This window comes from Candidatus Desulfatibia sp. (assembly GCF_036446775.1).
GTDB lineage: Bacteria > Desulfobacterota > Desulfobacteria > Desulfobacterales > UBA11574 > Desulfatibia_A.
In genome coordinates this window covers 1-12824 of sequence record NZ_JAZFTO010000246.1, presented here as the reverse complement: position 1 = coordinate 12824, position 12824 = coordinate 1, and the positions used below count along the sequence as shown (strand labels likewise).

At 44.5% G+C, this 12824-nt stretch carries 12 protein-coding genes; 9 read left to right on the top strand and 3 right to left on the bottom strand.

Translation table 11 applies throughout. From position 1 onward, the window contains the following. The 7 genes from V3S16_RS11555 to V3S16_RS11525 all read left to right on the top strand — a co-directional run. Nucleotides 1–258: type II toxin-antitoxin system VapC family toxin (locus tag V3S16_RS11555; RefSeq protein WP_413885085.1), on the top strand; the 258-nt coding region annotated here is incomplete at its 5' end. A gap of 388 nt (nucleotides 259–646) precedes the next feature. Next, nucleotides 647–1006, top strand: a complete 360-nt coding sequence (locus tag V3S16_RS11550) for a hypothetical protein (protein ID WP_413885083.1) — start codon at nucleotides 647–649, stop codon at nucleotides 1004–1006. Next, on the top strand, nucleotides 996–1574 hold the full coding sequence (locus V3S16_RS11545; protein WP_413885081.1) for a nucleotidyltransferase domain-containing protein: 579 nt from the start codon (nucleotides 996–998) through the stop codon (nucleotides 1572–1574). The genes V3S16_RS11550 and V3S16_RS11545 overlap by 11 nt, the downstream gene beginning before the upstream one ends. Before the next feature lie 350 nt (nucleotides 1575–1924). Then, a complete protein-coding gene (locus V3S16_RS11540) occupies nucleotides 1925–2491 on the top strand; it encodes a hypothetical protein (protein ID WP_413885079.1) in 567 nt (188 codons plus the stop codon). A gap of 600 nt (nucleotides 2492–3091) precedes the next feature. Continuing rightward, nucleotides 3092–3472, top strand: coding sequence for a PilZ domain-containing protein (locus tag V3S16_RS11535; RefSeq protein ID WP_413885077.1), 381 nt, complete (start codon nucleotides 3092–3094; stop codon nucleotides 3470–3472). Nucleotides 3473–4704: 1232 nt separating this feature from the next. After that, nucleotides 4705–5022 carry a PilZ domain-containing protein gene (locus V3S16_RS11530; RefSeq protein ID WP_413885075.1) on the top strand — a complete coding sequence of 106 codons (318 nt, stop codon included), beginning with the start codon at nucleotides 4705–4707 and terminating at the stop codon, nucleotides 5020–5022. Nucleotides 5023–5634: 612 nt separating this feature from the next. Then, nucleotides 5635–7128, top strand: coding sequence for a DUF438 domain-containing protein (locus tag V3S16_RS11525; RefSeq protein WP_413885073.1), 1494 nt, complete (start codon nucleotides 5635–5637; stop codon nucleotides 7126–7128). Between the two features lie 206 nt (nucleotides 7129–7334). Here the strand turns inward: V3S16_RS11525 and V3S16_RS11520 are convergent, their stop codons facing one another. Then, a complete protein-coding gene (locus V3S16_RS11520) occupies nucleotides 7335–7490 on the bottom strand; it encodes a hypothetical protein (protein WP_413885071.1) in 156 nt (51 codons plus the stop codon). Between the two features lie 508 nt (nucleotides 7491–7998). Here V3S16_RS11520 and V3S16_RS11515 point away from each other — a divergent pair. Next, nucleotides 7999–9192, top strand: coding sequence for an anaerobic nitric oxide reductase flavorubredoxin (locus tag V3S16_RS11515; RefSeq protein WP_413885069.1), 1194 nt, complete (start codon nucleotides 7999–8001; stop codon nucleotides 9190–9192). 130 nt (nucleotides 9193–9322) lie between these two features. Here the strand turns inward: V3S16_RS11515 and V3S16_RS11510 are convergent, their stop codons facing one another. Further along, nucleotides 9323–9928 (bottom strand): hypothetical protein, encoded by a 606-nt coding sequence (locus V3S16_RS11510; protein ID WP_413885067.1) that lies wholly within the window; start codon nucleotides 9926–9928, stop codon nucleotides 9323–9325. A 437-nt stretch (nucleotides 9929–10365) separates the two neighbouring features. Here V3S16_RS11510 and V3S16_RS11505 point away from each other — a divergent pair, with 437 nt between their 5' ends. After that, nucleotides 10366–11664: a DEAD/DEAH box helicase gene (locus V3S16_RS11505; RefSeq protein WP_413885065.1), complete on the top strand. Its 1299-nt coding sequence runs from the start codon at nucleotides 10366–10368 to the stop codon at nucleotides 11662–11664. Between the two features lie 9 nt (nucleotides 11665–11673). Here V3S16_RS11505 and V3S16_RS11500 read toward each other — a convergent pair. Continuing rightward, on the bottom strand, nucleotides 11674–12824 hold a 1151-nt coding region (locus V3S16_RS11500), incomplete at its 5' end, for a polyketide synthase dehydratase domain-containing protein (protein ID WP_413885063.1).

The window sequence follows — 12824 nt, the reverse complement described above, 5'->3', positions numbered from 1 at the left end:
AGTAAACTCCTTGAAAAAAAGAAAATTGGTATTTCTTGCGACCCTGAGAATTGGATAAATAGTGCTCTTGATATGCCAAAGTTCAGGTTAATCCCCCTCTCTCCTGTTTTAGCATACCGTTCAACAGTGCTTCCTCAGCCTTTCCATAGTGATCCAGCTGACCAGATTATTGTAGCAACAGCACGAGAAGAAAATGCAACAATACTGACAAAAGATGAAAGAATTCTTACCTATAAAAATGTTCGAAGTCTTTGGTGATTACAGAAGTCAAAGGCAGAACAAATCGGTGGAGAAGGACTGGGCTTATCTCGCGGCTCCTATAAAGGGATTTCTGAATCCATGAGTGGTGCTATTAGCTACTCTTTTTTTCAGAGCTTCGCCCCGCCTGCCCTGTGGAATCCTGCGGTTATTCCTCTGGGGTAGGGGGTAGGCCCCCGTGAAATTACCGGGACAGGCCCCGTGGGGTACCGGGACAGGCCGGCAGATGGTACCGGGTTGGCTGAATAAACAATTTGTGTTCATCTGTGTTCATCTGCGTTAATCTGCTGTTAATGAACAAAAATATCTTGCAACTTTCAATATCGTAACGAAAAAGCTTGTATTTCTTCTATTTTTCGTTATCATAATTAAAAAAGAGACTGATTGAATGGGCAACTATAAAAAGCACTTACAAATTGCACGGGAAAAGCTAAAAGCGGTAAGAGATGCATTTGACAAAGATCTGTATACGGTTGTCGGAGATATTGCTACAAAGGTCGTTGAGCAACTTATTGAAGCAGATGCCGCCAGGGAGAACATACATTTTGGAACTCATCGGGAGAGACACCAATTCTCGGGAAAAAGATATCCCGATGAAATAAATGCGGCCATGAAAAAAGTATGGTTTGCCTATGGTGATCTTGGTTATGACGGTGTTAATGGTGACAGGGCCAAAAAAGCGATGGAACATCTCGATCAAATATTGAAATTTTTCGAAAAAAACTTTGGTGAACCGATTGAAAAATAAAAACCTGTTCAGAAAGATAGTCGCCAAACTATCTCCCATAGAAGATTTAAAAGCAATAATCCTTTACGGCAGTTTTGCGAGAGAGGACTATGGTCCGAGGTCTGATATTGATTTGATGTTAATTACAAACAAAAAAGAGACCATCGAAAAAATACAAAATGCGATTATATCACTGGACCTTGGCCGGAACATTCAGCCAGTTATCAGAACGGAAAAGGAATTGGCCGAAACAGATTCCGGACTGTTGCAGAACCTATTTCTTGAGGGAAAGATCCTGTTTTTGCGCGAGCTGCTCGACATTGATGTCTCTATGCTTCTCAATCTAAGGCCGTTTCTGCTTTATACCTTTGATCTTGGAAATTTGAACCAAAAAACAAAGGCAAAATTCAACCGGAAGTTTTATCCAAGAGCGCGTGCGAATTATAATTATCCAGGGGAGCTTACCAAGCTGAAAGGAGAAAAGCTTGGTAGTGGTTGTGTATTGATTCCATTTTCTGAAAAGAAGGCCGCTGAAAGATTTTTTAAAACGTATAAAGTATCATTCAATGCCAGGCGTATCTGGAAGTGACTTTTGCCTATGAAATATTTGCCCATCCAGCATCCAGTATCCCCGATAAATCGTGATTTCCGCTACGCTCCAACAAGCATCCAGTATCAAGTATCCAGCATCAAGGCTCCTCGAGCCGCTCCTCAAGTCCATCTTTGGACGCTCCTCAAGCCCTCCCTTGATGGGTGCTCCTCCACCAGCGCCACAGGCGCTACGACCCGAACACGTATTTTAACTACCCGATTCTCTGTCAAGAAGATACATATTTACTAGAACTCGCACGGTATATTCACCTTAATCCGATTCGTGCCAGGCTTGTTACTGACATAAAAACACTGGACAAATATCCTTTTTGCGGGCACGCAGTTATCATGGGGAAAAAGCAAAAGGAATGGCAAGATGATGCTTATGTTCTGAAACTGTTCGATAACAAGAGATCAACTGCGCGACGCCGTTACAAAATATTTATTCATAAGGGCATCCAGGCGGGCAAGCGCCCTGAACTCACCGGCGGTGGACTTATCCGCAGCAGCGGGGGCTGGTTTGTGATCAAGTCACTTCGGCGGGCAAACATTCATTTTAAAAGTGATGAACGTGTGCTTGGCGATTCTGATTTCGTTGAGAGGGTTTTAAAGGCCGCCGATGAGTCTCTTGAACGCAAATACCAGCTTAAGTCGCAAGGCTATGATATAGATAAACTCGCTGATAGAGTGGCCGAGATTTTTACCATTAAATCGGAAGAAATATTTCAGCCCGGAAAGCAACCGGTAAAAGTCAAGGCAAGAAGCCTTTTCTGTTACTGGGCGGTTAGGGAATTGGGATTTACAATGTCGGATCTGGCTCCAAAGCTCCATATCTCCCAGCCGGCGGTCAGTATGAGTGCTCGGCGTGGAGAGCGAATAGCATCAGAAAATGGATATTCACTAATGGATGAATAGAATCTTATAATATTAGGGGCGTTATATAATAATATAACAGAAAGTCCCGGAAGTCCGGAAGTCTCAGAAAACAAAGGGGTCAGGTAACAGTTAAATAATCCTTTGGCCCCCGTGAAATGGCCCTGCTCTTGCCATCAGGAGAATTTTTCTATATAGACAGGAGTACTGACATAGTGATGTTGATTACAAATACTCGCTTTTCCCAAATGCATGCTTGAGGCAAGCGAGCTCACCTAAAAGGCTCGCTCGCCTCCCCGACATCTACCTCTCAGAAAGGTACCAGCAATCTGCAACGGACGAAGTTCAAATAAATTTCTACTTATTATATGTCCTCTCTCCATAAAACAACGCAAAACAACCCTCTGTTTTCACATGCAAATTCCTGACAATGCTTAATTTGATTCCGTATTTTATGTTAGACAATTCAGTCTTGACTTTAAGACTCTTTCCTTATTATTAGAGATGCTGGAGAGAATGGTATTTATCCATTTTTACCTCCTTCACCTCCTTATTTATTGGAAAGGGTGGCATCTCCGGCTGCCCCTTTCCATTAGGATATATATACAAATGATGCATTCACTAAGGTTTGAATTTTAAGTTATGACCAACAGTAAAGGTTTTATAGAAAAAAGGAAACACAGGCGTTTCAAGGCCAAGGAAGGCGCATTTGCTGTTGTGACTTCTGGTGATAATAAAATCGGTCAAATCAAAAACATCAGTAAAGGCGGCCTTGCCTTCCAGTATGTTGCCAGTGAAAAGAAATTAGCCGGACTGTTGACAATGGACATCTTTCGCAATAGCAAAGAATTTTACCTGAAGAATGTATCTGTCAAAACTACTTCAGATATCTATGTAGATAACAAATCCCCATTCAGTACAATTATCTTAAGGCAATGTGGTGGGAAGTTTGCCGATCTGGCAGACAATCAGATATCTCAACTGGATCGTTTCATCCAGAATTACACCATAGGGGAAGTTTGATGTTTTGATTTCCAAAACAAATCATCAAAGACATTAGCCTGATTGGGCGGTTCGATACAGGCAAGGAATCGTCAATTTTTGCAAGCCTTAGACAAGCTGGATTATTTCCTTTTAAACCATGCTTTAAGTGAGGATTAATTGAATAGGCCAAAATAATGGACGAAAGAAGAAGCGGTAACGATAGACGCTCTCGCAGAGATCGCAGAAAAGGCGGCACATCCTCATACAATGGCCCTGAAAGGAGAAGTTTAAAATACAGAAGAAGTGATGTAGATAGACGGAAGAAGAAAGAGTAAGATTCTAAGCAAAAAATATTATATCCGGACAAGTTAGCCTCGGGATTCCTTCCTTGCAACCTTTATTGGTACGAGAAACGCAAGAAAGTGTCTCGGGGCTATTTTTTTGTCCAGTTTGACAGCATTTAGTAATTTTTGTTAATGTTGCGATTAGGTTATGGAACCATCAATTAGATTGGCCTAAAGCTGATTGAACCTTGAGGCAAGAAATGTCGGGTTTTGATACTTTTTGTGTTTTTGTCAGATGGCTTTTGGGCTGCAATGCATAGTGGCGTTTAAAACATAACGAGGCCTTAACTCTGATAGAAAAAACCGGCACATTTTCTCTTATGCCTAGGTCTTGTTAAAATTGGCTTTTGCTAAGGTCTTCTTAGCTTTTTTCTTCAGATTATCGCCTCCTAGGAAATGGAGAGATTTTATGAAAAAAGTCGTATCGTTTTTTTTAGTTACTTATGGAAAGATATTAAGGGAAATAACCACAAGAAAGAGGCAGCAATGCCATCCCACAAATTAGATGTTTATTTTCTATCAAGTCTCTTTTTTAGAATAACTGAAGGCAATAATATTTCTATTGCATGGCAATGAACGGTTACACTATCTGGGATGGAATGACATTGAATTAGATTACCACACCTACCAATTATCCATAGAATGTTTAGATAAGGGCAGGGCCGAAACGTAAGAAGATAGTCCATACTGAATATTAATTGTTATCAGAAAAGGCAGGGATAAACGCTCTGCCTTTCTTTTTTGATCCCAGACCTTGTATAATGGCTGTTGAGTCGAAAATGCAAGATTGCTGGCTTCCACCTATCAAAACATAAAGTCCAAAATATTTACGATTGCCTTACGTTATCTTCAATGTTATTAATCTAATAGTGCCAGTTGGGACAGGCAATAAATCGAGCATTAGAGCATCATTGTCGGATCTGTTATATGACAACTTCTAAAAACCAAAAGCTCTTTAAAGAAAGACGCAAGTTTCCCAGGATAATCGTAGAATACGATACCGATGTCAATTCAAATCGTGGTGTTGTTTTAGATATGAGTCCTATGGGCGTGTTTATTGCGACCGATGAACCCTTCTTAGAAGGGACAAAAATTGATATAACCTTTCCAAGCCTTAACGATTGCCCCCCTTTCATGGTTTCCGGCAGTGTAGTCTGGAGAAAACCAAAGGGCATTGGCGTGAAGTTTGAAAAGTTAGACGAGCACCAGCAAGAAATGATAAAAGCAGTTATTCAGAAGGCTTAGTTGTCTCTCTCTTCAGTATGTATTAGCAGCTTTCGAGACCCGTACAAGAAATGGGGTCACCCATCAGGTTCAAGGCGATTCTGTTTTATGCAAAATATTTTGCTGTATGCACAATGCTTAAAACACGGCCCCTGGTCCATGCAGACTTCGCCATAGTAGCCTATGGCTACGACGGCTGAATCGGACACCAGAAAATCTTCGGTGCCATACCGTGTTCAATTGTTTTTATCACAAATCTTGGGGAAACAAGGGGGTCAGGTAACAGTTAAATAATTTTCAAATTAAACGTAATAAATCTTCATTCTTGACAGAATCGGGGAAGATGAGGGGCATCCATAAATAAGCAAATAACTTTCTGAAACCTCTTTAGCAGTTGGAGTTCCGGGGTGCATTTTAATTGTTTTTTGGCCCTGCTCTTGCCATCAGGGAAATTTTTCTATATAGACAGGAGTACTGACATAGTGATGTTGATTACAAATACTCACTTTTTCCAAATGCATGCTTGAGGAAATCTTCTACGGCCACATTAAAATTTCGATAAAACGACACCACAATATGTAGTTCTTTAGTGGGCCGACCAAAGCCGGCGATAAAAAATAAGGAGGCCAATCCATGCAACTAAACGCCAAAACCAAGATCGATGATTTGCTGAAGCAATACCCCTTTTTACTTGATTTTTTAATCACCCTGTCCCCCAAGTTCAAAAGCCTGAAAAGTCCGGTGATACGCAAAACCATGGGGAAGGTCGCCACCCTGGAGAAGGCCGCCGGTATCGGTGGGATGGACGCAGACGGATTGATATCGGCCCTGACCGCCGAAATTGACAGGCAAACCGGTAGCGCCGAAGTCTCCGGTGACTCAGTTCCCGTCTCCCAAAGCGAAGCCCTGACAGATCCCAAAGAACGGCAGGAGGCACTCAAGGGAATAATTAGGGATCTCCACGACGGCGGAGACATGGAAGTGCTCAAACAGAGGTTTAGAGAGTTGGTCCAAGGAGTGGAAGCCCCGGAGATCGCTGCCATGGAGCAGGCCCTCATGGACGAAGGGCTGCCCGCCGAGGAAATCAAACGCCTCTGCGACGTACATGTGGAAATATTCAAAGAGGCCTTAGAGGGACAGGACCGGCCTGAACCTCCCCTCGGGCACCCGATCCACACCTTTATGAAGGAAAACCGGGCTTCTGAAAAAATCATGAGTGAGATCAGCATGCTCATGGGTCTGCTGGGACAGCCTCCCGGCAAAGAGGCCTTTGAAGAACACCGTCAGGCGTTGGGCGCTCTCATCGAACAGTTGTCCGAAATCAACACCCATTACACGCGCAAAGAAAACCAGCTTTTTCCCATGCTGGAGGCCCATCATTTTACCGGGCCCTCCCAGGTGATGTGGTCCATTCACGACGATATCCGGGCCAAGATGAAACAGGCCCGAGAAGCGTTTGGCCAAAACAATGCACTGCAAACGGTCGATTCTCTGAAAGAAGCCATCCAGGCCATCCGGGATATGATTTACAAGGAAGAGCACATCCTGTTCCCCACCAGTCTGGACATGCTTACCCAAAATGAATGGATCAAGGTCAAGCAGGGTGAGGCCGATATCGGCTTTGCCTGGGTGGTTCCTGACGAGGGCTGGCCCGAAGAAATCCTAGGGGAGCCCGAAGACGTGCCACCCGAACCTGAGGAGATCCTGAAAGAGGTGGCCGGCGCGTTGAGCGTGGATACCGGACGCATGACCCTGGAGCAAATAAATCTGTTGCTGACCCACCTGCCGGTGGACTTAACCTTCGTTGATGAAAACGACCGGGTGGCCTATTACTCTGAAGGCCCAGAGCGGATTTTCCCACGCAGCCCCGCGATCATCGGTCGGGAGGTTCGAAACTGCCATCCCCCCCAAAGCGTCCACCTGGTCAACAAGATCCTGGACGCTTTCAAGTCCGGATCCCGGGACACGGCCGAGTTCTGGATCGAATTGGGTGGCAGGTTTATCTACATCCGCTACTTTGCGGTGCGGGATGCCGGGGGCTACTACCGCGGCACCCTGGAGGTCAGCCAGGACCTGACCGCAATCCGCAAACTGGAGGGGCAACAACGGTTGCTGGACTGGGAATAGCCGGAGCGGCCGTTACCTGTCATATAGGAAATGGTGTCATCTTGAATTGTGAATAGTAGCTCATTATTCACTATTCAAGACGCGGCACCGGTAACTCTATCTGATTTTAGGTTAGAATCATGAAGCGACTTTGCAGGATTTTTATAATCAATTTTATATTGGGGGTTACAGTTGGCCTTAATCCAATCGCAGTCTCCGCTGATGACCTATCTTTTATAACCGTATCTCAGCTCCTCAAGAATCTGGGAAATCCAAACCTCGCCATCGTTGATGTTCGTGAAACCAACGGTTGGCAGTCGAGCAACTATAAAATCAAAGGCGCCGTAAGACGCATACCCGAAGAATTTGAGTCGTGGTCTCATGAATTACCTCCAGATAAAAGATTGGTTTTATACTGAGCTTGACCCAACGAAAATACAAGTGCCAGGTTGGCACACAGGCTCATCTCTAAAGGCTTTAAATCCGTTCAAGTTCTCAAAGGCGGGTGGCAGGCTTGGCTCCGATCAGGATATCCCATAGAAGAAAAATCGCCGCTTTTGCGTTAATGAAAAATATAGCCGAATATTTCAAGTGGATCGTTCCCTCCAGAATTACGTCAACCCGATGTTTACCAACATACCGACTTCCGGTACCGATTTTCGGAAAAAGGCTTCAGGTTTCATAGCCGAAGTGGAACACGGGGAAACGATCAATTTTAGTTTCATTGAAAGAAATAAAAAAAAATGAAATATCAATTTGCTTTCTTTCAATACTTAAATTAAATGTAATCGATAGTGATATCGATTAACAAAGGAAGCCGGGGCGTTATTTGCTTATTTATGGACGTACCGGATTGCCTGTAAATACCGATTTTCAGGAAAAGGGGGAAATATGAGTCTCAACATCAAAAATAATGTTTATTGGGTGGGCAAAATTGACTGGGAATTGAGAAAATTTCATGGCGGCGAATATTCGACGCATCGCGGGACAACTTATAATTCATATTTGATTAAAGAGGATAAAATAGCTTTGTTTGATACTGTATGGGCTCCATTTTCAAAGGAATTTGTTTCAAACCTTGCCAAAGAAATTGATTTGAGCAAGATCGATTTTATTATAGCCAGCCATGCAGAGATCGATCATAGCGGTGCGCTTCCTGAATTAATGCGGCATATTCCCAACACTCCAATATATTGTACTAAGAATGGTGTCAAATCATTGCAGGGGCATTACCATCAGGATTGGAACTTTAATGTTGTTAAAACCGGTGATCGCCTGAGTTTGGGGCAGAAAGAATTGGTTTTCATTGAAGCCCCAATGCTGCATTGGCCGGACAGTATGTTCTGCTATTTAACGGAAGACAATATTCTTTTTAGCAATGATGCCTTCGGACAGCACTATGCATCTGAATATATGTTCAATGATCTTGTTGACCAGTCAGAGTTGTTTAGCGAAGGTATTAAATATTATGCGAATATATTAACCCCTTACAGTCCCATGGTTATAAAGAAAATAAAGGAAATCCTCGGCTTTAATCTCCCCTTGGATATAATCTGTACCAGTCACGGGGTAATCTGGCGAAATAAACCTGAGCAGATCGTTGAACGGTACTTGGATTGGGCTGACAACTACCAGGAAAACCAGATTAGCATTATTTATGACACTATGTGGAATGGCACCCGAGTTATGGCCGAGAAGATCGCCAAAGGAATAAAAGAAGGTGATAAAGAGGTTAACGTAAAGCTATTTAATCTAGATAAAAGAGATAAGAATGATGTTATCACCGAGGTTTTCAAATCGAAAGCGATTATGGTCGGGTCCCCAACCATCAACAGGGGGATCTTGGTTTCAGTTGCTGGTATTCTTGAAGAGATAAAAGGACTGAAATTTAAGAACAAAAAAGCTGCTGCTTTCGGTTGCTATGGGTGGAGTGGGGAATCGGTCAAGATTATTAACGCCATATTAAAAGAATCAGGATTTAATATTGTAGATGAAGGCCTGCGAGTGATGTGGAATCCTGATAATGAAAGTATGGCAAGCTGCATTGAATATGGAAGACAATTTGCTTTAAATGTGCCGCTTTAGCCTCGATCAATTGAGGTTCAAATTAATCAATTAAAGACATTCAAGGCTATCGCATGAAACTTCAATTTGCTTTTTCACTATGTCAAAATAATGTGGTGAATTTACTTTTGATTCACTTGGGTTCATAGTTTTAGTAATCCGGCGGCTGAAACGGAACGTTATTTTGAGAATTGCTATAAATATTAGCTTCAGTTGAGTAACGCCTGAGAAAACCGTCTCTTTGTTGGTCAAACAGGCCTGATAATAAGGATGATACCTTGGCGCCATGTTTAAAAAAACTCTTTTGCATAAGTTCTTCCGAATGGCGCACATACTTTGCAATTAAGCTTTCAGTATCAATACGCGGAAAACCTTCTGCAAAGAGTGATTCACTATAAATCCTTTTTATCTTTTTCAGTTCCGGCTCCATAAGAATATTCGGATACAACAAAGCAAGAGCAAAACCATCAGCTATTTGCTCAAGATTGCATGCATAAAGAGAGTGTCCATTCTTGCCGAGCCATTCTTCAATACCATGCCCGCATTCATGCAGAGTTCTTTCAATAAGCATCCGGGGGTGTCTAATCGCCGGTGAAATCTCAACGCGCCCTTGCCTGTACCAACCATTGCCTACGGATAAATCGCCGTATGTAATAACAGATACATGTTCCTCGAGAGCTTTACCGGGATTGGCAGGAACTTGTTCGAGCAACTCGTTTAACATATCGGCCTGCCATTTCTTTAAATTAATCTGCATCTTAACGCTATAACATAGAGAGATGAGTTGTGTGAGTCAAACAAAAAGGGTTGTGAGGCTTGAATATTTTCGTGGATTTAATTATAACCTGAAACAACTTAAAGCGCCTATTATTTATTTAGACCCCAGTACGATCTGCCGGGCTTGTCCCGGTTATTCCACGGGGACCTGCGGGGCAGGCAGGATCTACCCCGGCTAAATAGTCCGGCAGAATTTAACAGGGTGAACAGGATTTTCAGCCCCAGGTAAATGGCCCACATTCGTTGGATTTAACGGGGCAAAGATTTTTTTTGCCTTTCGCTTATTAGATCCTGTCCCGCTTTCAGCGGGGCGGGAGTTTCATAAAATCGTAACACGATTTTATTATGCATATGAAAATTATTATTAAAAATAATCTTCGGTTAAGCGCAATACCGCCAAAATTGCGGGATGAGCTTATGGAAAAACTGAAACTCTTAAACCCCAAATGGCTTGAAAATGAGAGGTTGGGACGCTGGAATCGGGGCACCCCCAGAGAGTTGCGGTTTTTTGATAAAGTTCGGGACCACGGCTTATGGATACCAAGGGGTTACATTCGGCAGTTGATACTGCTTTGCAGGCGCTATGATATATTGTATCAGATTGATGACCGCAGACGCCGCCTGCCGGCTGTAAAGTACACTTTTAACGGCAAGTTAAAGGTTTTCCAGCAGCAAGCGGTGCAGGCCATGCTGGCTAAAGAGTTCGGTACTCTGAATGCTCCCACCGGCAGCGGAAAAACAGTGATGGCCCTGTATATTATTTCAAAGCGCAGGCAGCCCGCTTTAATTGTAGTGCATACCAAAGACCTGGCACATCAATGGGTCCGAAGAATAGAAGAATTTTTAGGGGTCCCGGCCGCTGAAGTCGGTTTTATCGGCGACGGCAGAAAGGTTTTCGGGGAAAAGATTACGGTTGCACTGGTGCAATCGCTATATAAATGCTCGGAAGAAGCGGCGCAGCAGGTAGGCTTTCTGGTGGTTGACGAATGTCACCGCTGTCCAAGCCGCACCTTTACCGAAGCGGTAAGCGAATTTGACTCACAATACATGCTGGGACTTTCGGCAACGCCCTGGCGCCGGGATAAACTGACAAAAGTAATTTTCTGGCATCTTGGCGATTTGCATCACAAGGTCGACCAACGCCGCCTGGTGGAAAGCGGCGACGTTTTATCCGCTGAAGTGATTGTCAGGGAAACGGACTTTAAACCCTATTACGATCCAATAAACGAATACAGCAAGATGTTGTCGGAACTCACCGCGGACGACAAGCGCAACCATCTGATCGCCTCTGATATTGCCCGGGAAGCAGGCAGTAATGCGGGCATCTGTCTGGTGCTGTCTGATCGAAAAAAACACTGTGAAACTCTACAGGCTCTTTTACGATACAAATATAAAGTGCTTTCCGAACTGTTGACCGGCGATCTCAGTGTTGGTCAGCGGCAGGCTGTTCTTGATCGATTGAATCAGGGCACCGTCAAAGTGCTGCTGGCCACGGGCCAGCTGATAGGGGAGGGCTTTGATCATCAGGATCTGTCGCCCCTGTTTCTGGTAACACCTATAAAATTCAGCGGACGGGTAATGCAGTATCTTGGCCGGGTACTGCGGCCGGCGCCCGGTAAAAGCAAAGCCAGGGTCTATGACTATGTTGACGTCAACGTTGATGTACTCATGACTGCCGCCAGGGCCAGACAAAAGGTTTTCAGGGATTCTGCATGAGAAATTTGGTTAGGCGGCGTGGCGGGTCTTAAACGCCCTGGAAAGAGATGCATCTATAACTGCTTCATAACCGGTTAACTGTGCTACCACCACACCGTCAGAGTCAAGGAAGGTGAAATCGCCCTTCATTTTTCGGCGAGACGCTTCCTTTACCTCCAGGACCGCCGTAACTCCGTCTGCGGGGAAGACAGTACGATACTGGCGATAACTGGCGCTGTAACTCGGCAGGGAAACTGCCGAATTCTCTTCAAAGCACCAAATGAGCGCCATCTGAAAGGCTGAATCGAGCATCAGCGGATCACCAATCCATTTTGTCCGCAATGGTTCTTTCATCCATTTTGCCGGAGAAGGTGCCGCTGATATCCGGGCCACCATTCCGCGGGATGAGTACCCCATGATCTCCTGGAGCCCACGCAGTTCAAAACCGTGAAAGAGAATCTTTTCATAGATTTCATCCATGCTCTTGGCATACGGCTTTGAAGCGATATCCTCGGCTATATTGAAAACAGGCGGCGCTTCCAATGTATCTGCTAAAATCGCCGTGGCCCCATAATGAATTATGTCAATACCATCCTGCAAGCCGTCCCTGATTTCAACATTGACCTCAAAGATTGATTCTTTTTTGCGGGGCTTGCCGGCCAAAAGTCGGATCACCTTTTTGCTGCCGTCCAGCTTGATACCATGAAAAATCCGCATGTCATCGAGGCCGTGCAGCAAAAGGCCCGGATTTTCATGCAGGGCGCCATGGGCGAGCCATTCGGTAATGAGCGCGAAGGGAACCACCGGTTTTCCATCCAGGATGTGTGCTTCCAGAATCGGGTATCGATCGAGATCGATTTCACGTTTAAGCGTCAAAGATAGTTTTTCATCCGGCGGCTCCCCAGGGGATTGCCGGGCAGCCAAACAGGTAGTTTCGACGCTATTGTTTGCCCGCGGGGAAATGAGGTTGGCACTGATTACAACTTCTGCCGGAGAATTATTATCGCCTTGCATTTCATAGAGCATACACATGGCACCGGCATTTAGGGGGATCAACTCGATACCGCTTTTGGCAAACTTGCGCTTTAAGGCCGCACATACCATGCCGCCGTCCCATGGTCCCCAGTTAATGGAGACGACCTTGCAGTCCGGACGCGATAGCGACTCCTGTTGCGCGATCT

Coding starts and splice junctions, on each gene's coding strand:
- V3S16_RS11520 (WP_413885071.1), bottom strand. CDS start 7,490: ATGAGACCACGACTCAAATTCTTCGGGTATGCGTCTTACGGCGCCTTT.
- V3S16_RS11505 (WP_413885065.1), top strand. CDS start 10,366: ATGGAAAAACTGAAACTCTTAAACCCCAAATGGCTTGAAAATGAGAGG.
- V3S16_RS11515 (WP_413885069.1), top strand. CDS start 7,999: ATGAGTCTCAACATCAAAAATAATGTTTATTGGGTGGGCAAAATTGAC.
- V3S16_RS11540 (WP_413885079.1), top strand. CDS start 1,925: ATGGGGAAAAAGCAAAAGGAATGGCAAGATGATGCTTATGTTCTGAAA.
- V3S16_RS11535 (WP_413885077.1), top strand. CDS start 3,092: ATGACCAACAGTAAAGGTTTTATAGAAAAAAGGAAACACAGGCGTTTC.
- V3S16_RS11550 (WP_413885083.1), top strand. CDS start 647: ATGGGCAACTATAAAAAGCACTTACAAATTGCACGGGAAAAGCTAAAA.
- V3S16_RS11510 (WP_413885067.1), bottom strand. CDS start 9,928: ATGCAGATTAATTTAAAGAAATGGCAGGCCGATATGTTAAACGAGTTG.
- V3S16_RS11530 (WP_413885075.1), top strand. CDS start 4,705: ATGACAACTTCTAAAAACCAAAAGCTCTTTAAAGAAAGACGCAAGTTT.
- V3S16_RS11525 (WP_413885073.1), top strand. CDS start 5,635: ATGCAACTAAACGCCAAAACCAAGATCGATGATTTGCTGAAGCAATAC.